22 protein-coding genes are annotated in these 26128 nt (G+C 67.6%); 16 read left to right on the top strand and 6 right to left on the bottom strand.

Annotated elements, in window-relative coordinates; translation table 11 throughout:
* The first annotated feature begins 60 nt into the window (after positions 1–60).
* Both ACP26O_RS14120 and ACP26O_RS14115 read left to right on the top strand, forming a co-directional pair.
* Positions 61–1683 (top strand): phospholipase D family protein, encoded by a 1623-nt coding sequence (locus ACP26O_RS14120; RefSeq protein WP_175665379.1) that lies wholly within the window; start codon positions 61–63, stop codon positions 1681–1683.
* A gap of 250 nt (positions 1684–1933) precedes the next feature.
* A complete protein-coding gene (locus ACP26O_RS14115; RefSeq protein ID WP_059557112.1) occupies positions 1934–2707 on the top strand; it encodes a class II aldolase/adducin family protein in 774 nt (257 codons plus the stop codon).
* A gap of 19 nt (positions 2708–2726) precedes the next feature.
* Here ACP26O_RS14115 and ACP26O_RS14110 read toward each other — a convergent pair whose 3' ends face one another.
* A complete protein-coding gene (locus tag ACP26O_RS14110; protein ID WP_175665473.1) occupies positions 2727–3728 on the bottom strand; it encodes a hypothetical protein in 1002 nt (333 codons plus the stop codon).
* Positions 3729–4143: 415 nt separating this feature from the next.
* Between ACP26O_RS14110 and ACP26O_RS14105 the strand changes: the two genes are divergently transcribed.
* The gene (locus tag ACP26O_RS14105) at positions 4144–4578 is read left to right on the top strand and encodes a CHRD domain-containing protein (protein WP_011657914.1); all 435 of its coding nucleotides are present in this window, start codon (positions 4144–4146) and stop codon (positions 4576–4578) included.
* Between the two features lie 102 nt (positions 4579–4680).
* Positions 4681–5643, top strand: coding sequence for an alpha/beta hydrolase (locus ACP26O_RS14100; RefSeq protein WP_175665380.1), 963 nt, complete (start codon positions 4681–4683; stop codon positions 5641–5643).
* On the opposite strand, the gene ACP26O_RS14095 is transcribed toward ACP26O_RS14100, so the two are convergent.
* Complete coding sequence (locus ACP26O_RS14095; RefSeq protein ID WP_011657912.1) at positions 5613–6455, bottom strand: EcsC family protein; 843 nt, start codon at positions 6453–6455, stop codon at positions 5613–5615. The genes ACP26O_RS14100 and ACP26O_RS14095 overlap by 31 nt on opposite strands.
* A 107-nt stretch (positions 6456–6562) precedes the next feature.
* Here ACP26O_RS14095 and ACP26O_RS14090 point away from each other — a divergent pair, with 107 nt between their 5' ends.
* Both ACP26O_RS14090 and ACP26O_RS14085 read left to right on the top strand, forming a co-directional pair.
* Positions 6563–8158 carry an MDR family MFS transporter gene (locus tag ACP26O_RS14090; RefSeq protein ID WP_175665381.1) on the top strand — a complete coding sequence of 532 codons (1596 nt, stop codon included), beginning with the start codon at positions 6563–6565 and terminating at the stop codon, positions 8156–8158.
* 35 nt (positions 8159–8193) lie between these two features.
* Positions 8194–8640, top strand: a complete 447-nt coding sequence (locus ACP26O_RS14085) for a MarR family winged helix-turn-helix transcriptional regulator (RefSeq protein ID WP_041491273.1) — start codon at positions 8194–8196, stop codon at positions 8638–8640.
* Positions 8641–8783: 143 nt separating this feature from the next.
* Here ACP26O_RS14085 and ACP26O_RS14080 read toward each other — a convergent pair whose 3' ends face one another.
* A complete protein-coding gene (locus ACP26O_RS14080) occupies positions 8784–9365 on the bottom strand; it encodes a DJ-1/PfpI family protein (RefSeq protein WP_006759688.1) in 582 nt (193 codons plus the stop codon).
* Positions 9366–9527: 162 nt separating this feature from the next.
* A complete protein-coding gene (locus ACP26O_RS14075; protein ID WP_105832917.1) occupies positions 9528–10808 on the bottom strand; it encodes an amino acid deaminase in 1281 nt (426 codons plus the stop codon).
* A 117-nt stretch (positions 10809–10925) separates the two neighbouring features.
* Between ACP26O_RS14075 and ACP26O_RS14070 the strand changes: the two genes are divergently transcribed.
* From ACP26O_RS14070 to ACP26O_RS14060, 3 genes are all read left to right on the top strand, one after another.
* Positions 10926–11861, top strand: coding sequence for a MurR/RpiR family transcriptional regulator (locus ACP26O_RS14070; RefSeq protein ID WP_041491272.1), 936 nt, complete (start codon positions 10926–10928; stop codon positions 11859–11861).
* Positions 11862–11863: 2 nt separating this feature from the next.
* A complete protein-coding gene (locus ACP26O_RS14065; RefSeq protein WP_006759685.1) occupies positions 11864–13345 on the top strand; it encodes an N-acyl-D-amino-acid deacylase family protein in 1482 nt (493 codons plus the stop codon).
* Between the two features lie 122 nt (positions 13346–13467).
* Positions 13468–13854, top strand: coding sequence for a RidA family protein (locus ACP26O_RS14060; protein WP_006751946.1), 387 nt, complete (start codon positions 13468–13470; stop codon positions 13852–13854).
* A gap of 121 nt (positions 13855–13975) precedes the next feature.
* Here the strand turns inward: ACP26O_RS14060 and queF are convergent, their stop codons facing one another.
* Both queF and ilvA read right to left on the bottom strand, forming a co-directional pair.
* Positions 13976–14800, bottom strand: a complete 825-nt coding sequence (queF, locus tag ACP26O_RS14055) for an NADPH-dependent 7-cyano-7-deazaguanine reductase QueF (protein ID WP_105832904.1) — start codon at positions 14798–14800, stop codon at positions 13976–13978.
* A gap of 12 nt (positions 14801–14812) precedes the next feature.
* The gene (gene ilvA, locus ACP26O_RS14050; RefSeq protein ID WP_138847166.1) at positions 14813–16336 is read right to left on the bottom strand and encodes a threonine ammonia-lyase, biosynthetic; all 1524 of its coding nucleotides are present in this window, start codon (positions 16334–16336) and stop codon (positions 14813–14815) included.
* Positions 16337–16911: 575 nt separating this feature from the next.
* Between ilvA and ACP26O_RS14045 the strand changes: the two genes are divergently transcribed.
* The 7 genes from ACP26O_RS14045 to ubiB all read left to right on the top strand — a co-directional run bounded on the left by ACP26O_RS14045 (position 16912) and on the right by ubiB (position 26111).
* Positions 16912–20934 carry a DUF3683 domain-containing protein gene (locus ACP26O_RS14045; RefSeq protein WP_105832906.1) on the top strand — a complete coding sequence of 1341 codons (4023 nt, stop codon included), beginning with the start codon at positions 16912–16914 and terminating at the stop codon, positions 20932–20934.
* 85 nt (positions 20935–21019) lie between these two features.
* On the top strand, positions 21020–21463 hold the full coding sequence (locus ACP26O_RS14040) for an HIT family protein (protein WP_011657904.1): 444 nt from the start codon (positions 21020–21022) through the stop codon (positions 21461–21463).
* Positions 21460–21873 (top strand): gamma-butyrobetaine hydroxylase-like domain-containing protein, encoded by a 414-nt coding sequence (locus ACP26O_RS14035; protein ID WP_011657903.1) that lies wholly within the window; start codon positions 21460–21462, stop codon positions 21871–21873. The genes ACP26O_RS14040 and ACP26O_RS14035 overlap by 4 nt, the downstream gene beginning before the upstream one ends.
* Positions 21874–21925: 52 nt before the next feature.
* The gene (gene ubiE, locus ACP26O_RS14030) at positions 21926–22657 is read left to right on the top strand and encodes a bifunctional demethylmenaquinone methyltransferase/2-methoxy-6-polyprenyl-1,4-benzoquinol methylase UbiE (RefSeq protein WP_006751940.1); all 732 of its coding nucleotides are present in this window, start codon (positions 21926–21928) and stop codon (positions 22655–22657) included.
* A gap of 41 nt (positions 22658–22698) precedes the next feature.
* Positions 22699–23733: a Tim44 domain-containing protein gene (locus ACP26O_RS14025; RefSeq protein ID WP_175665383.1), complete on the top strand. Its 1035-nt coding sequence runs from the start codon at positions 22699–22701 to the stop codon at positions 23731–23733.
* Positions 23734–23894: 161 nt separating this feature from the next.
* Positions 23895–24521, top strand: a complete 627-nt coding sequence (locus tag ACP26O_RS14020; protein ID WP_175665384.1) for a ubiquinone biosynthesis accessory factor UbiJ — start codon at positions 23895–23897, stop codon at positions 24519–24521.
* 12 nt (positions 24522–24533) lie between these two features.
* Complete coding sequence (gene ubiB, locus ACP26O_RS14015) at positions 24534–26111, top strand: ubiquinone biosynthesis regulatory protein kinase UbiB (RefSeq protein WP_006751504.1); 1578 nt, start codon at positions 24534–24536, stop codon at positions 26109–26111.
* Positions 26112–26128 lie beyond the last annotated feature (17 nt).

Below are 26128 nucleotides of genomic sequence, written 5' to 3'. Positions count from 1 at the left end.
CTGTCAGCCGCGCGCCGCGGTGATCGCGGACCCATTGATCCGCCTGTCGAGGAAGTTTCCGTGCTTACGTCTTTGATTCGGCGCGCGCCGGCCGCGCTGTCGTGGCGCGCCGTGTGCCGCCCGGCCCGCGCGCTGATCGTCTGCGCGCTGCTGCCGCTCGTCGCCTGCGCGACGCACCCGCCCGCCACCTCGCTCGATCGCCCCGTGTCCCACGCGTTGTCTGCCGATACCGCGACCCCGCTGCGCGATGCGCTGGCCGCGCCGGGAGCCGCGCATCCGGGGCAGTCGGGCTTCCGCTTGCTGGCCGACGGCGCCACCGCATTGCAGATGCGCATCGCGCTCGCGCGCGCGGCGACGAAGACGCTCGACATGCAGTACTACATCGCGACCGAGGATACGACCGGCAAGCTGCTGCTCGGCGCGGCGCTGTACGCGGCCGATCGCGGCGTGCGCGTGCGGATGCTGGTGGACGACCTGAACTTCGACGACATCGACCGCGTGATGGCCGCGCTGAATACGCATCAGAACATCGAGATCCGCGTGTTCAACCCGTTCGGCGCGTCGCAGCGCGGCATGGTCGAGCGCACGGCCAACTTCTTCACGCGGATCGACAGCTTCACGCGCCGGATGCACAACAAGGCGATGATCGCGGATAACCAGCTCGCGATCGTCGGCGGCCGCAATCTCGGCGACGAATATTTCAGCGCGAGCCCGACGCTGCAGTTCCGCGATCTCGACGTGCTCGCGGCCGGCCCCGTGACGCACGACATCTCGAAGAGCTTCGACGACTACTGGGCGAGCGCGAGCAGCTATCCGCTGCGCGTGCTGAATCATCAGAAGTTCGATCCGAAGGATCTCGACGCGATGCGCGACGAGCTGCGCGAGCACTGGCGCAAGAACGCCGACCCATACAACGCGAAGCCGCTGAACGCGACGCCGCTCGCGCAGCAGATCGCGCGCGACCAGCTCGAGCTCGTGTGGGCGCCGGCCGAATTCAAGGTCGATGCGCCGGACAAGATCGCGCGGCCGACCGACGCGTACGTGAGCCCGCCGATGCAGCGCCTGGGCGAGCTCGCGCGCGGCGCGCGCAAGGAATTCCTCGCGTTCTCGCCGTACTTCGTGCCGCACGACGCCGGCGTGAAGATCCTCGGCGATACGACCGCGCGCGGCGTGCGCGTCGCGATCGTCACGAATTCGCTCGCGGCGACCGACGCGGTCGCGGTGCAGGCCGGCTATGCGCCTTATCGCATCCCGTTGCTGCAGCGCGGGGTCGAGCTGTACGAATTCAAGGCGCAGCCGGACCAGCAGCCTGCCCGACTGTTCGGCTCGCGCTCGCGGGCGAGCCTGCATGCGAAGGCGTACGTGATCGACCGGCAAATCCTCGTGATCGGGTCGCTGAACCTCGACCCGCGCTCCGCGCACCTCAACACCGAGCTCGCGCTCGTGATCCACAGCCCGGTGCTCGCGCAGCAGGCCGCGGCGATCTTCGCGCGCGTGACGGCGCCCGACGAAAGCTATCGCGTCACGCTCGCGAAGCAGGCTGACGGCGGCCGGCCTTCGCTCGAATGGACCGGCGTGGACGGCGGTCAGCCGAGCACGTATCACGTCGATCCGCATGCCGGGCTGAAGCGCAACGTGATGACCGGCATCTTCATGTTGCTGCCGGTCGACGATCAGCTGTAAGGGCCGGAACGGCTCAGGCCAAACCCGCGATTCCGCTGCGCGGGGAAAGGTGATATGGTTGTGTGCGCAACGATATGCGCATCGTGAAGGCGCCGGCGGACGGCTCGCGCAATGCGCGCCGAACCGGCGCCGAACCACGCGCCTGACGACGCCGAACCAGCCGCCACGCCGCGTGCGACGCCAGCAGACGCCCGACAATGCACGCAGCCGCCGCCCGCGCGGCCGCGCCCGTCCGCCACCGGAGTGCCCCATGCAACGTGTACCGAACCAGCCGTTCACGCGTCCCGCCCGTTTCTCCGAGGCCGAATGGCAGGCGCGCGTGCAGCTCGCGGCCGCCTACCGGATCTTCGACCATCTCGGCTGGACCGAGCTGATCTACAACCATATCTCGCTGCGCGTGCCGGGCGAGGACGGCCATTTCCTGATCAACCCGTTCGGGCTCCATTACCGCGAGGTATGCGCGTCGAACCTCGTGAAGATCGACATCGACGGCAACGTGATCGGCCATTCCGACTGGCCGATCAACCCGGCGGGCTTCACGTTCCACAGCGCGATCCATGCGGCGCTGCCCGACGCGCACTGCGTGATGCACGTGCATACGACGCCGACGATGGCCGTGTGCTGCTCGCGCGACGGGCTGTCGTTCTCGAACTTCTATTCGGCGCAGCTCTACGGGAAGATCGCGTATCACGATTTCGAGGGCATCACCGTGCATCTCGAGGAAGGGCGGCGCATCGTCGAGAGCGCCGGCGGGCGGCCCGTGCTGCTGCTGCGCAACCACGGGCCCGTGACGATCGGCGCGACGCTCGCGCAGACTTTCTCGCTGATGTGGCTGCTCAATCGCGCGTGCGAGGTGCAGGTCGCGACCCACGCGATCGGCGGCGCACTGCCGATCGCGCCGCCGGTGCTCGAGGGCTGCGTGCGCGATTCGCTGAATTTCGATCCGAAGCACGGCGCGGGGCAGGACGCGTTCGACGCATTGCAGCGCATCGTCGATCGCATCGATCCCGGCTATCGCGCGTGAGGCAGGCGGCGCGCGCCGGCTAGAACCGGTAGCCGAGACCGGCCTGGATCACGTCGGTGTCGCGGTTGTAGCGCGTGACCACGCGGTTCCACGTGACGCGTGTGAGCCAGCGATCGGAGATCCGGTAGCTCGCCGAAATCGACACGATGCCGGAGAGCCGGCCGCCGGCCGCGTTCGGCTCGGCTGCGCGATTGTGCTGGTCGATCGTGACGTATGCGCCGGCGCCGGCCGACAGCGTGACCTTGTCGTTCAGGAATGCGCGCGTGAGCCACAGCTGGGATGCGATGCCGTTGCGACGGACGCCCTGTTTCGCGCCTTCGTACAGCCACGTCGCGGTCCAGTCGATCGAGCGGGTGAGGCCGCGCCGGTATTCGAGACTGCCGCCGAGCGTCGACGGCGACGAGCGGCTGTTGAGGATCGTCTCGCCGAGCATCGCGGTGACTTCGTTGTTCGTGACTTTGCGCGTGCGCGGCAGCGCGGTGTCGCGCGGGCCCGGCGTGTCGGGCGCATCGAGCTGGTAGCCGACGCCGAACATCACCGACGTCGTGGCCGGGCCGCTGAACACCTGCGCGCGATTGAGCTGAAGCTGCGCGATCCAGCGGTGCGACGTGTAATACGCGGCGCGCACGCTCATCAGCACGCCCCAGCCGTGCGTGTTCGAGTAGCCGCGGCCTTCGCCGGCCGGCACGGTGTCGAAGTAGCGATACGGGCCGACGCCGGCCGACAGCACGAAGCGGCGATTCTCGAGCGGCACGCGGCCCCAGAACTGCACGGCCTGGCCATCGCGGTGATGATTCGGTATGTGGCCCTCGTTGTACCAGGTAAACCCGAGCGCGGTATGCGCGCTCAAGCCTTCCTGATAATCGAACGCCCACGCATACGAGCGGTCGCCGCCGCCCCACAGCGAGCCGGCGAACAGCGAGAAGTCCTGCGCGTCGGCAGGTGCGCCGTAAAACGCGGCGATGGAGCAGAGGCTCGCCAGCAGCGGGCGGACACGGACGGGGCGGGTCGGGCAGGGCATCGGGAGGTGGGCCGGCACGGTTCACTTTGCAGTCACGACAACACCCGGGCATTGTCCCGCGCGCGCAAGCCGGTGTCGACGCGGGTTTGCACAACAACCTGTTACGAAGCATGACCGTGCGCGCGGTGCGTCGTCACGTCGTCGTGTCGGACGGTGGCCGTGCCGCGCGGGCAAAAAAAAACGCGGCCGGATGGCCGCGTGAATACTCGCAGACTCCTTCGGACGAAGGAAACAAGCAACTGTGAAACGAAGTGTAGCGAAAGGCCGCGCACGGATTCAGCGCTCCCGCTGGAAAGGTCTGTTCCAGATTCCGGCAGGCGCCGACGCCGCGCGGGGCTGCCGGATCGGCGGCGATCGTCTACCATCATGTCACGTCCCCATCCGGGTGGCGTACCACGTCGTTCAAGGAGGATTCATGCCGAAGCTGCGTTTGCTCCAGGTGGCGTTGCTCGCGGGCGTGCTGGCCGCCGGCGGTGCCGCTGCCGAAACGGTGCGCCTGTCCGCCAACCTGCAGCCGTCGAGCGAGGTGCCGCCCACCGCGACGAAGGGCTCCGGCGCCGTCGACGCCACCTACGACACGGCCACCCACATGCTGCACTGGACGGCGACGTACGAACACCTCACCGGGCCGGCGACCGCCGCGCACTTCCACGGGCCCGCGCCGGTCGGCCAGAACGCCGGCGTGCAGGTGCCGGTCCCGAAGGACGAGCTGGCGAGCCCGATGAAGGGGGCGAAGGAGCTCACCGACGCGCAGGTGACCGACCTGATGAGCGGCAAGTGGTACTTCAACGTGCACACGAAGGAGCATCCATCCGGCGAGATCCGCGGCCAGATGATGCCGGCGAACTGAGCCGGCCGGGCGCGCGCCGGCGTTTGATATAGAGGCTCCCGTCGAGCGGCGCGGCGGCGATCGCACGTACCATCGTGACACTGCGATGACGGAGTGTGTTCGATGAGTTGGCAAAGCAAGTTCGCGTGCTGGCTGCTGCGCTGGCAGTTTCGTCCCGAGACGACGCGCCCGGTGCTCGATCCTGCCCGCGCGCGGCGCTTCACCGACCTGAGAATGATCGTGCCGCGTCGCGCGCCGTCGGGCTACCGGCTGCGCGAGTGCTACGGCCCCGGCGACGCGCCGCTGCGCGGCGAATGGCTCGAACGCACCGACGCGGTCGCCGCTCGCGGGCCCGGCCGCACGCTGCTGTACTTCCACGGCGGCGGCTACTACTTCTGTTCGACGAAAACCCATCGGCCGCTCGTGTTCGGCCTCACGAAGCGCGCCGGCGTGCGCGCGTTCTCGCTCGACTACCGGCTTGCCCCCGAAAACCGTTTCCCGGCCGCGCTCGACGACGCGCTGGCCGCCTACCGGCAATTGCTCGCGCTCGGCACGCCGCCCGAATCGATCGTGTTCGGCGGCGATTCGGCGGGCGGCGGCCTCGCGCTCGCGACGCTCGTTGCGCTGCGCGACCGCGGCGAACCGTTGCCGGCCGGCGCGATCCTGTTCTCGCCGTGGACCGACCTGGCCGGCACGGGCGGCACGATGCGCAGCAACGACGGCCCCGACCCGATGTTCGCGGGCGCGGCGCTGCCGAAGGCGGCGAAGCTGTATCTGGGGGATGCGTCGGCCACGCATCCGTATGCGTCGCCGTTCTATGCGGATTTCACCGGGCTGCCGCCGCTCTTTATCCAGGTTGGCAGCACCGAGGTGCTGCTCGACGATTCGCGCCGCGTCGCCGACAAGGCGAAGGCGGCCGGCGTGCCGGTGGAGCTCGAGGTGTGGCCCGACATGCCGCACGTGTGGCAGCTGTACGCGCCGATGGTGCCGGAGGCGCGCGATGCGCTCGACCGGGCGGCCGCGTTCGTGCGCCGCGTCGCGGTCGAGCGGGCGGTTCAGCGCGTCGGCGAGCCGTCGATCGCCTGATACGCGGCTTTCACGGCCACCGAGCCGTACTTGCGCTCGAGCCGGCGCACGGTGAAGTGGCCGTGCGCCATCTGCTGGAAGTGGTCGATGAACAGCGTGTTGACGGTCGCGCCGAGCACCGCGCCGATCGCCGGGATCGACTTCGCGGCCATCTGCTCGGTGACCTGCACCGAGAAGCGCGACGCGACCGTCTGCACGAGCTTGAACACGGCCGCCGAGCTGTGCGCGGCGATCCCTTTCGTCGTGATGTCCGACGATGCCTTCGAAATCGCCTGCGCGAGCGCGCCGCGCAGCACGAAATAGCCGAGATCGGCGTCCTCTTCGTCCTTGTCCGGGTTGCCGCCCATGCCGAGCACGGCCAGGCACTGCAGCTGCGTATCCACCGAGCCCAGATCCTCGCCCTCGCTGCGCGCGATGTCGCACACCGAGCGGAAGATCAGCGTCGTCGTCACCGGCAGCTCGACCGGCAGCGCAAGGAAGCCGAATGCGCCGCCGGCGGCGCCGGTCGTCGCGACCGCGAGCTTGTGCAGCAGGTTGCTCGGCTTGTCCGGCTCGGCATCGGGCGTCTGCGGCTTGCCGAGCGTGCGCAGCGCGATGTTCAGGCACTTGCGCAGCGCGAGCTGCGTTGCGTCGTTGATCTTGCCGGTCGCGAAGTCCGGCAGCCGCGCGATCATCTTCTCGACTGGCGCGCCCAGCATGCCCGTCAGCTTCATCGTCAGTGACGGGCTTTCCAGCACCTGCTTCGCGCGCCGCAGCGCGTCCTGATCCTCCGGCGACAGCGTCGCGGCAGGCGTGATTGAAATCGGTTCCATCTTTCTCCTTGGCGGCCGGGGCGGGGTGAACCGTCGCCATCCTAGATTACTCCGGCGTGCTAGAATTTTGAGATTGTTTGACTCGTCAAAAGTTGCATCAACAAAAAATGGCCGTCCATACTGCCGCCCACCATTCGAGCGGGCAAGTCCTGCCGTTCCGCGAATCGCTGCTGGCGATGATCGGGATCTCGTTCGTCACTATGCTCGTCGCGCTCGACCAGACGGTTGTCGGCACCGCGTTGCCGACCATCGTCGCCGAACTCAGGGGCTTCGACCTGTATGCGTGGGTGGCGACCTCGTACCTGCTCAGTTCCGTAATCACCGTGCCGATCTTCGGCCGCCTCGGCGACTATTACGGCCGAAAGCCGTTCGTCATCGCGTCGATCGTCGTGTTCACCGGCGCGTCGGTGCTGTGCGGAATGGCGAACGACATGCTGTACCTGGTGCTCGCGCGCGGGCTGCAGGGGATCGGCGGCGGGATGCTGGTCGGCACCGCGTTCGCGTGCATTCCCGACCTGTTCCCCGACTCCATCGTGCGGCTGCGCTGGCAGGTGCTGATGAGTTCCGCGTTCGGCATCGCGAACGCGGTCGGGCCGTCGCTCGGCGGGATCCTGACGCAGTCGTTCGGCTGGCGCTCGGTGTTCTACGTGAATCTGCCGATTGGCCTGCTGTCGCTGTTCTTCGTGTGGCGCTATCTGCCGCACCTGAGGCATGTCGCGCACGACCGCAAGATGCGGCTCGACTGGCCGGGCGCGCTGCTGATCGCGCTGTCGCTCGGCGCGCTGCAGCTGTTCGTCGAATGGCTGCCGAAGTACGGCGTCATGAGCTGGGCGTCGCTGCTGCTGGTCGTCGCGGTCGGCGCCGGTATCGGGTTGTGGCAGTGGGAAAAGCGCTGCGCGCAGCCGATCCTGCCGTTCGACATGTTCGGCAACCGCGCGCTGTCGGCGCTGTTCGTGCTCGCGATCCTCGCCGGCTTCTCGATGTTCTCGCTGCTGTTCTACGCGCCGCTGCTGTTCCAGGGCGGCTTCGGGATGTCGCCGAAGGAGGCGGGGCTCGTGATCACGCCGCTCGTCGTGTTCATCACGATCGGCAGCATCATGAACGGCCGCGTCATCACGCGCATCCGCCATCCGAACGCGATGCTGCACGTCGGCTTCGTGCTGTTCGCGATCGCGTGCGCGGGTATCGTCGTGTCGACGCACGCGACGCCGACCTGGATGCTGATGGCGCTGATGGTCGCCGGCGGCATCGGCCTCGGTTTCGTGCTGCCCAACCTCACCGTGTTCGCGCAGCAGACGGCCGGCCGCGAGCACCTCGGCATCGCGACCGCGCTGCTGCAGTCGCTGCGGATGGTCGGCGGGATGCTCGGCACGGCGCTGACGGGCACGCTCGTCAACCAGATGTATTCGAGCGGCGTGCGCGATGCGCTGTCGGGCGACCACGCGCTGCAATGGCATGCGCGGCTCGCCGATCCGCAGATCCTGATCGACCGCGCCGCGCAAGGCGGTCTCGTCGCGGAGCTGACCCGCGCCGGGCATAATGGCGCGCTGCTGCTGGAAGCGGCCCGCGAATCGCTGGTCGGCGCGATTCACCTGGGGGTCGCGATGGCGGCCGTCGTCGCCGTGGTGTCGGTGTGGCAGTGCCGCCGCGTGCCGCCGATCGCGCTGCGGCACAAGATCGAGCCGCATGTCGCGGCCGATTGACCGATTCAATGATTCACCGGACACGAATTCACCGCATGGAAGAACAGGACCGCGTCGCGATCTTGCAGCAATTCGGACGCACGTATCGCGCGTTCATGACCGCATTCGAAACGAACGTCGGGCAGCCGATGCCGCGCTGGCGGATCATGGTCGCGCTGCACACGATGGACGGGCATGCGTCGCAGAAGAAGCTCGTCGAAGTGCTGCGCATCGATCCGGGCGCGCTCACGCGCCAGCTGAAATCGCTCGATGCGCTCGGCTGGATCGAGCGCGCGTCCGATGCCCGCGACAACCGCGTGACCAACGTCACGCTGACCGACGCCGGCCGCGCCGCATTCGACGCGTGCCTGCCGCGCCGCAAGGCGTTCCTCGAACAGACGATGGCGCAATTGCCGGACGACGTGCTGAATGCGCTGTCGGGCGCGCTGGCGATGCTGGAGTCGCGGATCGCGGATGTCGGGTCGCCGCCGGCATCGCATTGAAGAGCAGGGCGGTAAGCGGCGCGCACTCGGCGTTCGATCGCGGCCTGGACCGTGGTCGGCGCGGCGCCTGAGGCTGGCGGGCCGCACCGGGCGCACGAACCCGCCGCCGCCCGGCGCTCCACCACACTTCATTTCAACGTGATTTACAGTTCGATGCGCGTGCCGAGCAGCACGAGGAACTGCGCGAGCCAGGCCGGATGCGCGGGCCACGCGGGTGCGGTGACGAACGGTGCGTCGGTCACCGCCGCATCGACCGGAATGTCCGCGTATTCGCCGCCCGCGAGCTTCACTTCGGGCGCGCAGGCCGGGTAGGCCGAGATGCGCTTGCCGCGGATCACGTCGGCGGCCGCGAGCAGCTGCGCCGCATGGCAGATCGCGGCGATCGGCTTGCCGGCTTCCGCGAACGCGCGCACCAGCGCGATCACCTTCGAATCCAGGCGCAGGTATTCGGGCGCACGGCCGCCCGCGATCGCGAGCGCGTCGTAGCCTGACGCATCGACGTCGTCGAACGTCGCGTTCAGCGTGAACAGGTGGCCCGGTTTTTCGGTGTAGGTCTGGTCGCCCTCGAAATCGTGAATCGCGGTCTTGATCTTGTCGCCCGCGCGCTTGCCCGGGCACACTGCATCGACGTGATGGCCGACGGCCTGCAGCGCCTGGAACGGCACCATCGTTTCGTAGTCTTCGGCGAAATCGCCGGTCAGGAACAGGATCTTCTTCGCGGCCATGGCTTTCTCCATTGAACAGCATTGAGGGCCGTTCGCGCCGCGCGCGGCAGACGGCGCTACGGCGGCGAAGCGGCCCCGAGGACGAAAGCGCAGTGTACTCCGGCAGATTGAAGCGCGCGTGACGGCCGCCCCGCGCGGCGGCGGGGCGGCGTGCGCGGGGCGTCAGAAGAACGTTTCGACGACTTCCGTCACGCGGAATTGCGGATCGAGGACGAGCAGCTGGCGCCACTTGTCGAACGTCAGGCACGGGTGCGAAATGTCGAACGCGACCATGTCGCCGACCTTCACGTCCGCGCCCGGCGGGATCTGCAGGTACGCGTGCTGGTCCATCATCCCGGTGACGGCCCAGCCTTCGCTCGCGGCGACGTCGCGCGGCGCGCTGTCGCGGCCCGGGCGGAAGTGGCGCGCCGGCTCGGGCAGGCCCGCGTCGAACGCCGCGTCGCGCTTGCCGAGCGCGATGATCGCGCGATCCTGCTCCGGCACCGACTGCACGTACGCCCACAGCTGGAGTGCCGGCAGCAGCCCTTCACCCATCCTGCGGGCGATCGGGTTGCGCGCGAACACGTCGGTCTGCGCCTTCTTGTAGATGCCGACGTCGTGCGTCAGGTAGCAGCCCGGACGCAGCACGACTTCCGCGAAACCGGCGTCGGACGCCTTCGCGAATTCCTCCGCGACCACGTCGTACCACGCCGAGCCGGCGCCCGACAGGATCGCCGGCGTGCGCGCGAAACGGCCGGCTTCGGCCAGCTCGCGCGTGAGCGCGACCGCGTCCTGCAGGAACGCGCGGATCTCGCCTTCCTCCTTCAGCACGCCTTCGTAGAGTTCGATGCCGGCCAGCTTCAGCGTGTCCGGATAGCGCGCGATCGCGTCGAGCACGGCTTTGCGCTGCGCGGCATCGCGCACGCCCGCGCGGCCGCCCGGCACGCCGAGCTCGAGCAGCACGTTCAGCGTTTTCTTCGCGTCGCCGAAGAAGCGGCCGAGCTGGTCGACGCTGTCAGCCGAATCGACGAGGCAGAAGAATTCGAAGTCGGGGTCGGACAGCAGCTCCGCGATGATCGTCATGTTCTGGCGGCCGACCAGCTGGTTCGCCAGCAGCACGCGCCGCACGCCGCCGTGATACGCGGCCTGCGTCTGGTGCGCGGTCGCGAGCGTGATGCCCCATGCGCCGGCGGCGAGCTGGCGGCGGAACAGTTGCGGCGCCATCGTCGTCTTGCCGTGCGGCGCGAACTGGGCGCCGTACTGCTGGACGAACGCCTGCATCCAGTTCAGATTGTGTTCGATGCGATCCGCGTACAGCACCGCGGCCGGCAGGCTGACGTCTTCCGCGAGCAGGTTCCACTCGAGGCGGGTTGCGTCGCCGAGCGGCACGCTCGCGCTCGGCAGGTTGCCGAGGCCCTTGCCCAACGGATTGATTGTCGGTTCCTGATAGTTTGTAACTTTCATGTCATCCCGCTCCATCATCACTATGCATTGCACTGAAGTTGACATGCCGATGGTACAGAAAGTAGCATCGGCGCGGTGATGTTATTTAGTAACATAAAGCGCCCACCCTTTCAGCAGATGAATTCGCGAACCACCCCGTCAACGCCATTCGCCGCCGACCCCACGGCTGCGGTCGCCCCGCCGCTCCTCGATATCGTCGCGCGCATCGCCGAATGCGCGCCCGAGCTGCGCGAAGCCGAACGCAAGGTCGCGGCATACATCCTCGCCGATCTCGCGCGCGCCGCGCATGCGAGCATCGGCGCGCTGGCGCGCGACGCGGGGGTCAGCGTCGCGACGGTCACGCGTTTCGCGAAGGCCGTCGGCTGCCGCGACGTGCGCGAACTGAAGGTGCTCGTCGCGCAGGCCGCGGCCGTCGGCCAGCGCTTCCTCGTGCCGTCCGACGCGCATCCCGCCGAAGACGCGAGCCCCGCATCGGTCGTCTACGACGAGATCCGCGTGGCGCTCGCGCACAACCACCAGCTGCTGCGCAACACGTCGTTCGACGCGGCGGCCGACCTGCTGGCCGGCGCGAAGATGGTCTACGTGTACGGGCAGGGCGGCGGTTCGACCGCGCTCGCCGACGAGCTGCGCTTCCGGCTCGTGCGCTTCGGCCGGCCGGTCGCGAGCTACCAGGACAGCCTGCTGCAGCGCATGGTGGCCGCGACGCTGTCGCGCGACGCCGTGGTCGTCGCGCTGTCGGTGAGCGGGCGCGTGCCCGAGCTGCTCGAGAGCTGCCGCCTCGCGAAGCGCTACGGCGCGACGCTGATCGCGATCACCGCGCCGGCTTCGCCGCTCGCAAAGCTCGCCGACCACCTGATCCCGGTCGTCGCGTTCGAAACCGATTTCATTTACAAGCCTTCGACATCGCGCTACGCGATGATGATGGCGATCGACGTGCTCGTCACCGGAGTCGCGCTGCGGCTCGGCGATGCGGGCCGAGAATCGCTGCGCCGCATCAAGCATGCGCTCGATGCGCACCGCGGCGGCGGAGACCGTCAACCGGTAGGAGACTGACCATGCATTCGCATCCCGAAGCCGCCGATACGCTGATCGTCGGTGCGCAGCTGTACGACGGCACCGGCGCGCCGCCCGTCACGCGCGACGTCGCGATCCGCAACGGCGTGATCGCGGCGATCGGCAACTTGTCGAACTGGCTCGCCGAAACCGTCGTCGATGCGAACGGCCGCGCGCTCGCGCCGGGCTTCGTCGACGTGCACACGCACGACGACACGCACGTGATCCGCGCGCCGGAGATGCTGCCGAAGATCTCGCAGGGCGTGACGACCGTGATCGTCGGCAACTGCGGGATCAGCGCGTCGCCGGTGACGCTCGCGGGCGATCCGCCCGATCCGATGAACCTGCTCGGTGATCGCGACGCGTTCCGCTACCCGACCTTCGCTGCCTATGTCGCGGCCGTGAACGATGCGCGTCCGGCCGTCAACGTCGCGGCGCTCGTCGGGCACACGGCGTTGCGCAACAACCAGATGGACCGCCTCGACCGCGCGGCGACCGACGGCGAAATCGCCGGGATGCGCACGCAGCTCGAGGAGGCGCTCGCGAACGGGGCGCTCGGGCTGTCGTCGGGCCTGGCCTACGGCTCCGCGTTCGCGGCGCCGGCCGAGGAAGTGATGGCGCTCGCCGAGCCGCTCGCGAATGCGGGCGCGCTGTACACGACGCACATGCGAACCGAGTTCGACGCGATCCTCGACGCGATGGACGAGGCCTACCGCGTCGGCCGTCACGCGCAGGTGCCGGTCGTGATCTCGCACCTGAAGTGCGCGGGCCCGTCGAACTGGGGGCGCAGCACCGAGGTGCTCGCGTCGCTCGAAGGCGCGCGCCGCTACCAGCCGGTCGGCTGCGACTGCTATCCGTACAGCCGCAGCTCGTCGACGCTCGACCTGAAGCAGGTGACGGGCGACATCGACATCACGATCACGTGGTCGGAGCCGCATCCGGAAGTCGCCGGCAAGCTGCTTAAGGCGATCGCGGCCGACTGGGGCGTGACCGAGCAGGAGGCCGCGCAGCGGATCCGCCCGGCCGGTGCCGTGTACCACAACATGTCCGAGGACGACGTGCGCCGGATCCTGTCGCACCCGGCGACGATGGTCGGCTCGGACGGCCTGCCGAACGATCCGCTGCCGCACCCGCGGCTGTGGGGCGCGTTCCCGCGCGTGCTCGGCCATTACGTGCGCGACACGAACCTGCTGCCGCTCGAGGAAGCGATCCGCAAGATGACGTCGCTGTCCGCGCGCCGCTACGGAATCGCGCGGCGCGGCGAAGTGCAGGTCGGCTACCACGCGGATCTCGTGCTGTTCGATCCGGCGCGCGTGATCGATGCCGCGACGTTCGACAAGCCGCAGCAACCCGCGCACGGGATCGACGCGGTGTGGGTGAACGGCGTGCTGACCTATGAGAACGGCCAGCCGACCGGCGAGCGCGCCGGCGGTTTCGTCGCACGCGGCGAGCGCGTGCCGGCGAGTGCCGACGCCGCGTTCTGAGCGCGGTCTCCAACCGATTTGCCGCGTGCGCCATGTCGGCGCGCGCATCCGCAACCGTGCGTTGCATGGGCTGGCGCGGGCGCTGACGTGCCGATGCCGGTCGACAAACCAGGAGTGAAACGATGAAGCGATATGGCGTGGGCGAAGCGAAGGGTACCGGCGGCCAGGTGATGCCGTTTGCACGCGCGGTCGAGGCCGACGGCTGGCTGTACGTGTCGGGCCAGACACCGATGGTGAACGGCGAGGTCGTCGAAGGCGGGATCGTCACGCAGTCGAAGCAGACGATCGAGAACGTGATCGCGATCCTGAAGGAAGCCGGCTACGGCCTCGAGCACGTCGTGCGCTGCGGCGTGTGGCTCGACGACGCACGCGATTTCGCGTCGTTCAACAAGGTGTTCGTGTCGTACTTCGGCGAGCATCCGCCGGCACGCGCGTGCGTGCAGTCGAGCATGGTCATCGATTGCAAGGTCGAGGTCGATTGCATCGCTTATAAGGCGCCGGCGAAGTAACGCGCACGTTTCCCGCGCACACAGCAAAACAGCCCCGTCGGCGCGAGCCGGCGGGGCTGTTTCGTTACGGGCTCATGATTGCCGGTGGCCGCGGCTCGCGGCGATTGCCCGCCAAGCGCCGTTACTGCCGCGCAGTCCGCGCATTATCCGGCATCGGCTGGTTGTAGTTCGTGCGGAACGGGTTGATGTCCAGCCCGCCGCGGCGCGTATAGCGCGCATACACCGCGAGCTTCAACGGTTTGCACGCATGCAGGATGTCGAGGAAGATGCGCTCGACGCACTGCTCGTGAAAGCCCGTGTGATTGCGGAACGAAATGATGTAGCGCAGCAGCCCCGCATGGTCGATCTGCGGCCCCACGTAGTGGATCTGCACGCTGCCCCAGTCGGGCTGGCCGGTGACCGGGCAATTCGAGCGCAGCAGGTCCGACACGAGCGTCTCCTCGACCGGCGCTTCGTCCTGGGCCGCCGACAGCAGCGACGGATCCGGTTCGTACACGTCGGTGTCGAGGTCGAGCCGGTCGAGCGACAGCCCGTCGAGCTCTTCCATCTGAAGCTTGCCGAAGTCGTGCGGCGACACGAGCTGCACCGACACGCTCGCGCCGCACGCGGCCGACACGTCGCGCTTCAACGTGTCGCGCACCGCGTCGAGCGAGTCGAACTTCGATTGGGCGAACGAGCCGAGATACAGCTTGAACGACTTCGATTCGACGATGTTCGGCGATTCGGCCGGCACGTAGAACGTCGCGACCGCGAGCTGCGGCTTGCCGCGCGCGTTGAGCCACGACAGCTCGTACGCGTTCCAGATGTCGGTGCCGAAGAACGGCAGCGCCGACGTGATGCCGAGCTGCTCGCGCGCGCCGGCGCGCGGGATCGGGAACAGCAGCGACGCGTCGTACTGGGCGGCATAGACGGTGGCCTTGCCGAGCGGGGAATGTTCGGGATTCATTGCACGAAGCCTTTACGACAGGAAGAGCCGGTACGCCGGATTGGCGCTCTCTTCGACATACGGATAGCCGAGCGCCGCGAGGAAGCGTTCGAACTCGGCGCGATCGGCCTGCGGCACCTGCAGCCCGACGAGGATCGAGCTGTAGTCCGCACCCTGGTTGCGATAGTGGAACAGGCTGATGTTCCAGTCCGGCGCCATCGACGACAGGAACTTCATCAGCGCGCCCGGCCGTTCCGGGAATTCGAAGCGGAACAGGCGTTCGTCGAGCGCGAGCGGCGAGCGGCCGCCCACCATGTAGCGGATGTGTTCCTTCGACAGCTCGTCGTGCGTCAGGTCGACGGTCTTGAAGCCGTGCGACTCGAAATTCGCGGCGATCTCGGCCGATTCGCCGCGCCGCTTGATCTGCACGCCGACGAAGATATGCGCGGCCTGCGCATCGGCGATCCGGTAGTTGAACTCGGTCACGTTGCGTTCGCCGACGAGCGAGCAGAAGCGCTTGAAGCTGCCGCGCTCCTCGGGGATCGTGACCGCGAACACGGCTTCGCGCGCCTCGCCGACTTCCGCGCGTTCGGCAACGAAACGCATCCGGTCGAAGTTCATGTTCGCGCCGGACGTGACCGCGACGAGCGTCTGGTTCTCGATCCCTTCGCGCTCCGCGTAGCGTTTCGCGCCCGCCACCGCGAGCGCGCCGGACGGCTCGAGCACGCTGCGCGTGTCCTGGAACACGTCCTTGATCGCCGCGCACAGCGCGTCGGTGTCGACCGTCACGACGCCGTCGAGGAACTCGCTGCAGAGCCGGAAGGTTTCCTCGCCGACGAGCTTCACCGCGGTGCCGTCCGCGAACAGCCCGACCTCGCTCAGCTCGACGCGCTCGCCTTTCTCAAGCGACTGCGCCATCGCGCACGAATCCTCGGCCTGCACGCCGAACACCTTGATCTCCGGCCGCACCGCCTTGACGTACGCGGCCACGCCGGCCGCGAGGCCGCCGCCGCCGATCGGCACGAAGATCGCGTGAATCGGGCCCTGGTGCTGCCGCAGGATTTCCATCGCGATCGTGCCCTGGCCGGCGATCACGTACGGATCGTCGAACGGGTGCACGAACGTGAGGTCGCGTTCGGCCTGCACCTTCACGGCATGCGCATACGCATCGCTGTACGACTCGCCCGCCTGGATCACCTCGACGCTCGGGCCGCCGTGCGCGCGCACCGCGTCGACCTTCACCTGCGGCGTCGTGACGGGCACGACGATCACGGCCTTGATGCCCATCCGGGCCGCCGAGAACGCGACGCCCTGCGCATGATTGCCGGCCGATGCCGTGATCACGCCGCGCGCGAGCGCGTCGGCCGGAATGTGCGCCATCTTGTTGTACGCGCCGCGCAGCTTGAACGAGAACACCGGCTGGTTGTCCTCGCGCTTCAGGTAAACGGGGTTGCGCAGTCGCGCCGACAGGTTGCGGGCGGGTTCGAGTTCCGTCTCGAGCGCGACGTCGTAGACGCGCGCGGTGAGGATTTTCTTCAGGTAATCGTGGGATGCCATGGGCGCTCGCGTGCGGTGCGGAAGCAGACGGTAAAACGCCAATGATAGCGCCAAGGCTCCGCCCGTACGCAAGCGACATGCCGGGCGCGCCGTCGCGAAACCGCGCCGGCGGGGGTGTTTGCCGCGCGACGCGTCCCTGTTTACCGGCTTAACCGCATGGTTACCGACCGGACGGACGGCGAATGTCGCCGCAAAATCGTGCCGAACCAGGCCTGGTGCGGGTTGCGGCGAAAGCCCCACGACCTGTCCGGCCTGTCACGGACGGCGCGATCATGGGTTAGAATTCTGTTTTGAATCAAGGATCGGAAGATGCAGAGGCACCCTCGGATCGCCCCGTTGAAGCCGACGCCGCGCGCAGCCAGCCCTGCGGCGGAACGGCATGCGCGCCGCGCGCGATCGTGCTGATGGCTCCGAGTGCCGCCAGGCCCTGCCAACCCGGAACGGTGAGTCCAGACCCGCTCCGGCCCCATGCGAAATAATCGCGCGCCTGGCAACAGAACAGATTTCCCCAAGATTGCGCCAACGCGCTTGCCGACGCCCGTGCACGGTGTATCGGCCCTCCGAGTCGTCCGAACATGAACGCACCACAAGTTTTCGATCCGCATGGCGCGGCTGCCGCCGTCGCCGCCGACCCCGCGCCCCGACTGCGCGAGATTCCCTATAACTACACGTCCTTCTCCGACCGCGAGATCGTGATCCGCCTGCTCGGCGCGGACGCGTGGTCGGTGCTCGACGAGCTGCGCGCCGAACGCCGCACGGGCCGCTCGGCCCGGATGCTGTATGAAGTGCTCGGCGACATCTGGGTCGTGCGCCGCAACCCGTACCTGCAGGACGACCTGCTCGACAACCCGAAGCGCCGCGCGCTGCTGATCGAGGCGCTGAACCACCGTCTGACCGAGATCGGCAAGCGCCGCCGCGCCGACCTCACCGCGCACCACGACGACGCCGGCCGCGAACGCGCGGAACGTGTCGAGATGCTCGAAGCCGCCGCGCAGCGCGCGGTCGACGAATTCGCCGACGAATTCGACAAGATGGCCGACCTGCGCCGCCGCGCGACCAAGGCGCTCGGCCGCTGCACGCAGAAGGACAACATCCGCTTCGACGGGCTGTCGCGCGTGTCGCACGTGACCGATGCGACCGACTGGCGCGTCGAATACCCGTTCGTCGTGCTGACCCCCGATACCGAAGCCGAGATCGCGGCACTGATCAAGGCGTGCTTCGAACTCGGCCTGACCGTGATCCCGCGCGGCGGCGGCACCGGCTACACGGGCGGCGCGGTGCCGCTCACGCCGTTCTCCGCGGTGATCAACACCGAGAAGCTCGAACAGCTCGGCGCGGTCGAGCTCACCGAACTGCCGGGCGTCGCGCACAAGGTGCCGACGATCTTCTCCGGCGCGGGCGTCGTCACGCGCCGCGTGACGGAAGCGGCCGAAGCGGCCGGCTACGTGTTCGCGGTCGATCCGACCTCGCTCGACGCATCGTGCATCGGCGGCAACGTCGCGATGAACGCCGGCGGCAAGAAGGCCGTGCTGTGGGGCACCGCGCTCGACAACCTCGCCTGGTGGCGGATGGTCGACCCGGAGGGCAACTGGCTCGAAGTCACGCGCCACGAGCACAACCAGGGCAAGATCCACGACATCGCGGTCGCGCGCTTCGAGCTGAAGTGGTTCGACGGCGCGTATGCGCCGGGCGAGAAGCTGCTGAAGACCGAGATGCTCGAGATCGAAGGCCGCCGGTTCCGCAAGGAAGGCCTCGGCAAGGACGTCACCGACAAGTTCCTCGCCGGCCTGCCGGGCGTGCAGAAGGAAGGCTGCGACGGGCTGATCACGTCCGCGCGCTGGGTGCTGCACAAGATGCCCGCGCACACGCGCACCGTCTGTCTCGAATTCTTCGGCCAGGCGCGCGAGGCGATCCCGAGCATCGTCGAAATCAAGGACTACCTGTTCGAGACGTCGAAGCAGGGCGGCGCGATCCTCGCGGGCCTCGAGCACCTCGACGAGCGCTATCTGCGCGCGGTCGGCTACGCGACCAAGAGCAAGCGCAACGCCTTCCCGAAGATGGTGCTGATCGGCGACATCGTCGGCGACGACGCCGATGCGGTCGCACAAGCGACGTCCGAAGTGATCCGGATGGCGAACGGCAAGAGCGGCGAAGGCTTCGTCGCGGTCAGCGCGGAGGCGCGCAAGCGCTTCTGGCTCGACCGCAGCCGCACGGCCGCGATCGCGAAGCACACGAACGCGTTCAAGATCAACGAGGACGTCGTCATCCCGCTGAACCGGATGGGCGAGTACACCGACGGCATCGAGCGGATCAACATCGAGCTGTCGCTGAAGAACAAGCTTCAATTGGTCGACGCGCTCGAGGCGTTCTTCCGCGGCGGCAACCTGCCGCTCGGCAAGACCGACGACGCGAACGAGATTCCGAGCGCCGAGTTGCTCGAGGATCGCGTGCAGCAGGCGCTCGAGTTGCTCAAGCGCGTGCGGGCCCGCTGGGAATTCGTGCGCGACCGGCTCGACCAGCCGCTGCGCGAGGCGCAGCACTACCTCGTGCAGCTCGGCTACGAGGCGCTTGCCGAGAAGTTCGCCGATCGTGCGGACGACCAGCCGGGCGCGACCGTGTTCCACATCACGCAGGACCGCACGGTCCGCATCTCCTGGAAGCAGGAGATCCGCGCGGAGCTGCGCGCGATCTTCAACGGCGGCGCGTTCAAGCAGATCCTCGACGAAGCGCAGGCGATCCACAAGCGCGTGCTGCGCGGCCGCGTGTTCGTCGCGCTGCACATGCACGCGGGCGACGGCAACGTCCACACCAACATCCCGGTCAACTCCGACAACTACGAGATGCTGCAGGACGCGCACGCGTCGGTCGCACGCATCATGAAGCTCGCGCGCTCGCTCGACGGCGTGATCTCCGGCGAGCACGGGATCGGCATCACGAAGCTCGAGTTCCTGACCGACGACGAGATCGCCGAATTCCGCGCGTACAAGCAGCGCGTCGACCCGCACGGCCGCTTCAACAAGGGCAAGCTGCTCGACGGCGCCGACCTGCGCAACGCGTACACGCCGAGCTTCGGGCTGATGGGCTACGAGTCGCTGATCATGCAGCAGTCCGACATCGGCGCGATCGCCGATTCGGTGAAGGACTGCCTGCGCTGCGGCAAGTGCAAGCCGGTGTGCGCGACCCACGTGCCGCGCGCGAACCTGCTGTACAGCCCGCGCAACAAGATCCTCGCGACCTCGTTGCTGGTCGAGGCGTTCCTGTATGAGGAACAGACGCGCCGCGGCGTGTCGATCAAGCACTGGGACGAGTTCAACGACGTGGCCGACCACTGCACGGTGTGCCACAAGTGCGCGACGCCGTGCCCGGTGAAGATCGACTTCGGCGACGTCACGATGAACATGCGCAACCTGTTGCGCAAGATGGGCAAGAAGAAATTCAACGCCGGCAATGCGGCGGGCATGTTCTTCCTGAACGCGACCAACCCGCAGACGATCAACCTCGCGCGCGGCGCGATGATGGGCGTCGGCTACAAGGTGCAGCGCTTCGCGAACGACATGCTGAAGAAGGTCGTGACGAAGCAGACGCAGCACCCGCCGGCGACGGTCGGCAAGCCGCCCGTGGTCGAGCAGGTGATCCACTTCGTCAACAAGAAGATGCCGGGCAACCTGCCGAAGAAGACGGCGCGCGCGCTGCTCGACATCGAGGACAACAAGATCGTGCCGATCATCCGCAACCCGAAGTCGACGACGGTCGATTCGGAAGCGGTGTTCTACTTCCCGGGCTGCGGCTCCGAGCGCCTGTTCTCGCAGGTCGGCCTCGCGACGCAGGCGATGCTGTGGGAAGCGGGCGTGCAGACGGTCTTGCCGCCGGGCTACCTGTGCTGCGGCTATCCGCAGCGCGGCTCGGGCCAGTACGACAAGGCCGAGAAGATCGTCACCGACAACCGCGTGCTGTTCCACCGGGTCGCCAACACGCTGAACTACCTCGACATCAAGACGGTGGTCGTGTCGTGCGGCACCTGCTACGACCAGCTTGCAGGCTACGAATTCGACAAGATCTTCCCGGGCTGCCGGATCATCGATATCCACGAGTTCCTGCTCGAGAAGGGGATGAAGCTCGACGGCGTGACGGGCACGCGCTACATGTATCACGACCCGTGCCACACGCCGATCAAGACGATGGATCCGGTCAAGCTCGTCAACGAGCTGATGGGCGCGGAGAAGGACGGCTACAAGATCGAGAAGAACGATCGCTGCTGCGGCGAATCGGGCACGCTCGCGGTCACGCGTCCGGACATCTCCACGCAGGTCCGCTTCCGCAAGGAAGAGGAAATCCGCAAGGGTGCCGCGAAGCTGCGCAGCATCCCGGTCGTGGCCGGCAACGCGCCGGCGCCGGCCGCCGCCGCGAACGGCCCGGACGTGAAGATCCTGACGAGCTGCCCGTCGTGCCTGCAGGGCCTGTCGCGCTACAACGAGGACGCGAATATCGAGGCCGACTACATCGTGGTCGAAATCGCGCGCCAGGTGCTCGGCGAGAACTGGATGGCCGACTATGTCGCACACGCGAACAATGGCGGGATCGAGCGCGTGCTGGTCTAATGCGGGCATGACGACCGCCCGGCCGGGCTTGGGATGAGCGGGCGCCGGCGCATGAGCGCCGGCGCCCGTCCACATGGGAGCGACGATGGAATGCGTGTTTTGCCGTGAAGACGGCGGCGAGGTGCTCTGGCAGGACGACATGCTGCGCGTCGTCCTCGCGGCGGGCGAGCACGACTACCCGGGCTTCTGCCGGGTGATCTGGGGCGCGCACGTGGCCGAGTTCTCCGATCTCGGCGAGCCCGAGCGGGCACATCTGATGCGCATCGTCTACGCGGTGGAGCGTGCGGTGCGCCGCGTGATGCAGCCGAACAAGGTGAATCTCGCGAGCCTCGGCAACATGGTGCCGCACGTGCACTGGCACGTGATCCCGCGCTTCTCGAACGACGCCCATTTCCCGCAGCCCGTGTGGGCGCCGCGCCAGCGCAGCGTGTCCGAGGCGCTGCTGCGCTCGCGCGCGGCGCAGGCCTCGCTGCTGCACAATGCGGTGCGCGAGGAAATTCAACGAACGACCGATTCGAGGCAGCCATGAGCGGTTTGACTTCCACGACGCCGATTCCGTCCGGCGTCGTCGTGCACGCGGTGTCGCGCGTGCTCGAATTGCAATACCCGAACGGAGAGAACTTCCGGATCCCGTTCGAGCTGATGCGCGTCTATTCGCCGTCGGCCGAGGTACGCGGCCACGGGCCCGGCCAGGAGACGCTGCAGACCGGCAAGCGCGAGGTGACGATCACCGCGCTCGAGGGCGTGGGCAACTACGCGCTGCAGCCGACGTTCTCCGACGGCCATTCGACCGGCATCTACTCGTGGGATCTGCTGTACGAACTGGCGACGCAGCAGGACGCGCTGTGGCGCGACTATTTCGACAAACTGAAGGCGGCGGGCGTCGAGCGCGACGCGCCGATGCAGGCGGCACCCGCGCCGCACGGCCACTGCCACTGAAATCGACGGCGCCCGCTCGGCGCCGTCTTGCCATTTACTGAGGATCAACGCGATGAGTAAAACCCACTTCGGCTTCGAAAGCGTCGAGGAAACCGAAAAAGCGAAGAAAGTGGCAGGCGTGTTCCATTCGGTCGCGAGCAACTACGATCTGATGAACGACCTGATGTCGGCCGGCATGCACCGCGCGTGGAAGGCGTTCACGATCGCGCAGGCGAACGTGCGCCCCGGCTTCAAGGTGCTCGACATCGCGGCCGGCACGGGCGACCTGACCAAGTCGTTCGCGAAGGCGGCCGGCCCGACGGGCGAGGTCTGGCACACCGACATCAACGAATCGATGCTGCGCGTCGGCCGCGACCGGCTGCTCGACAAGGGCATCGTGACGCCGTCGCTGCTGTGCGACGCGGAGAAAACTCCGTTTCCGGACAACTACTTCGATGTGGTCACGGTCGCGTTCGGGCTGCGCAACATGACGCACAAGGACGCCGCGCTCGCCGAGATGCGCCGCGTGACGAAGCCTGGCGGCCGCGTGATGGTGCTGGAATTCTCGAAAGTCTGGGATCCGCTGAAAAAAGCGTACGATCTGTATTCTTTCAAAGTATTACCGTGGCTTGGCGACAAGTTCGCGAAAGATGCTGAAAGTTACCGGTATCTTGCTGAATCTATCCGGATGCACCCCGATCAGGACACGCTGAAGACGATGATGGAACAAGCGGGCCTCGATGCCGTCAAATATTACAATTTGTCAGGTGGCGTGGTAGCTTTACACCTAGGAACCAAGTACTAAGGGGTTCTTCCCATACATTCGCCTTACATCTGGAGAAACTGATGTCCGAATCGCGTTCGTTGTTCAACCGTAGCAAGCCGTCGAAGCCGTGGGCTCGACGGGCCGGCACGCTGCTGATGGTCGGCCTGCTCACGGCCGGCACGTTCGCATCGCTCGACGCCGAGGCCAAGCGCATGGGCGGCGGGCGCAGCATCGGCCGTCAGAGTTCCACCGTCACGCAGCGCCAGGCCACGCCGCCCGCGCAGCAGCCGATGCAGCAGGCCGCACCGAATCAGGCGCAGCGCGCGAACCCGGCCGCACCGGCACCGGCCGCGCAGCCGAATCGCTCGCGCTGGCTCGGGCCGATCGCCGGTCTCGCGGCCGGCCTCGGCATCGCGGCGCTGCTGTCGCACTTCGGCCTGGGCGGCGCGTTCGCGAGCATGATGGCGAACGTCATCGTGATCGCACTGCTCGCGATGATCGGCATCTGGCTGGTCCGCAAGTTCATGAACCGCCGCCGTGCGCAGGAGCCGGCGTATTCGGTCGGCGGCTCGGCATCGTCGTCGGGTGGCTACTCGCAAAGTCCGTCGTTCCAGCAGGGCAGCACCGGCAACAACTATGCGGGCAGCGGCAGCAGCTATGCGAACGAAGCGCAAGGCGTGTTCGGCGGCGGCGCGGCGGCTGCCGGTGCGGCGGGCGCGATGGCGGCCGCACCGCTGCAGGTGCCGGCCGGCTTCGACACCGAAGCGTTCCTGCGTAGCGCGAAGGTCTACTTCGTGCGCCTGCAGGCGGCATGGGACCAGGGCAACCTGGCCGACATCCGCGAGTTCACGACGCCGGAAATGTTCGCCGAGATCAAGATCGATCTCGATTCGCGCGGCAACGAAGCGAACCAGACCGATGTCGTGCAGCTCGACGCGGAGCTGGTCGCGATCGAGGATCGCGGCATCGAGCAGTCGGCGAGCGTGCGCTTCCACGGGCTGATCCGCGAATCGGCGAATGCGCCGGCCGCGCCGCTCGACGAGGTGTGGAACCTGTCGAAGTCGGGCAGCCAGGGGTGGCTGCTCGCGGGTATCCAGCAGATCAACACGCACTGAGCGTGACCGGCGGCCGGCTTGCCGGCTGCCCGGGCGACGGTCGTCGCACTGCGACCGCTTGCCGCCCGGGTGTGCGGTTGGCCGCGGTCTGCCGACGATCCGACGTTACAATAGAAACCCGCGTAGGCGCCCGCCTGCGCGGGTTTTTCTTTCCCAGCCCGATGACCTTTGCCGCCAAGCCTTTTGCTGCTGCTGTCAATCACCTGCTCGCGCGCGAATCGTGGGCGCGCGACCGCCTGATCCCCTACGCGGGCAAGACCGCCCGGCTCGACGTGCCGCCCGTCACGCTCACGCTGCTCGTGCAGCCCGACGGCTATCTGTCCGCGGTGGACGCGCACGATGCGCAACACGTCGACGTGTCGATCGCGCTCGCGGGCGATACGGTCGCCGCATTCCTGCAGGGCGGCCAGCCCGCCGTGATGAAGCACGTGAAGATCGAGGGCGACGCGGAGTTCGCGACGCAGATCGCGAAGCTGGCCGAGCACCTGCGCTGGGAACCTGAAGAAGATCTCGCGAAGCTGGTCGGCGACGCGGCGGCGCACCGGATCGCGACGCTCGTGCGTGACGCCGGCGCGCGCGCGCGCCGCACCGGCCGCAACGTGCTCGATTCCGTCGCCGAGTACTGGCTCGACGAGAACCCGCAAGTCGTTCGGCGCACGGTGCTCGGCGGCTTCGACGCCGAACTGGCGCGTGCGCGCGACGCGCTCGCGCGGGTCGAAAAACGGATCGAGCGACTCGAACAAAAAATCGGCGCGCGCACGGGTTCCGGCCCGCGCGGCGCGCACTGAGGGCCGCAGGGCATGCGCATTTTCCGTTTCATCAAGATTGTCTACACCGTCATCCGCTTCGGCCTCGACGAGGTGATGCTGTCCCGGATCGACGACCGGCGCGTGAAGCTGCTGCTGCGGATCACGACGATCGGCCGCCGCTATTCCGATCCGCCCGCCGTGCGGCTGCGTCACGCGCTCGAGAGCCTCGGCCCGATCTTCGTGAAGTTCGGCCAGGTGCTGTCGACGCGCCGCGACCTGCTGTCGGTCGATTTCGCGAACGAACTCGCGAAGCTGCAGGACCAGGTGCCGCCGTTCGATTCGGCTGTCGCGATAGCGATCATCGAGAAGTCGCTCGGCGCGCCGGTCGACGAGCTGTTCGACGAATTCGAGCGCGAGCCGATCGCGAGCGCGTCGATCGCGCAGGTGCATTTCGGGAAGTTGAAGCAGGGCGTGCACGCGGGCAAGGCCGTCGCGGTCAAGGTGCTGCGCCCGAACATGCTGCCGGTGATCGATTCCGACCTCGCGCTGATGCGCGACATCGCGACGTGGACCGAGCGCATGTGGGCCGACGGCCGGCGCCTGAAGCCGCGCGAAGTCGTCGCCGAATTCGACAAGTACCTGCACGACGAGCTCGACCTGATGCGCGAGGCCGCGAACGGCAGCCAGCTGCGCCGCAACTTCGCGGGCCTCGACCTGCTGCTCGTGCCCGAGATGTTCTGGGATTTCTCGACGTCGCAGGTGCTCGTGATGGAGCGCATGACCGGCGTGCCGATCAGCCAGGTCGAGACGCTGCGCACCGCGGGCGTCGACATCAAGAAGCTCGCGCGCGAAGGCGTCGAGATCTTCTTCACGCAGGTGTTCCGCGACGGGTTCTTCCATGCGGATATGCACCCCGGCAACATCCAGGTGAGTCTCGACCCGAAGACGTTCGGCCGCTATATCGCGCTCGATTTCGGGATCGTCGGCGCGTTGTCGGATTTCGACAAGAACTACCTCGCGCAGAACTTCCTCGCGTTCTTCAAGCGCGATTACCACCGCGTCGCGACGCTGCACCTCGAATCGGGCTGGGTGCCGCCCGAGACGCGCGTCGAGGAACTCGAAAGCGCGATCCGTGCGGTGTGCGAGCCGTATTTCGACCGCGCGCTGAAGGACATCTCGCTCGGCCAGGTGCTGATGCGCCTGTTCTCGACGTCGCGCCGCTTCAACGTCGAGATCCAGCCGCAGCTCGTGCTACTGCAGAAGACGATGCTGAACGTCGAGGGGCTCGGCCGCTCGCTCGATCCCGAACTCGACCTGTGGAAGACCGCGAAGCCGTATCTCGAGCGCTGGATGACCGAGCAGATCGGCCTGCGCGGCTGGTACGAGCGCTTCAAGGTCGAGGCGCCGCAGTGGAGCAAGACGCTGCCGCAACTGCCGCGCCTGATCCACCATGCGATGGCGGCGCGCCACGATGCGCCGCGTGCGGCGAGCGAGGACCTGATGCGTCAGGTCCTCGTCGAGCAGAAACGGACCAACCGGCTGTTGCAGGCATTGCTGATCTTCGGTCTTGCCGTCGGCGTCGGGGCGCTCGTCGCGCGCGTGCTGCTCGCGCTCGCGTACGGCGCGTGACCGAAAGGAGCCGCGCG

This window comes from Burkholderia sp. R-40 (assembly GCF_049942845.1).
Taxonomy (GTDB): domain Bacteria; phylum Pseudomonadota; class Gammaproteobacteria; order Burkholderiales; family Burkholderiaceae; genus Burkholderia; species Burkholderia ambifaria.
Note: the sequence above shows the minus strand (reverse complement) of the source record. Positions and strands in the feature narration are given on the sequence as shown.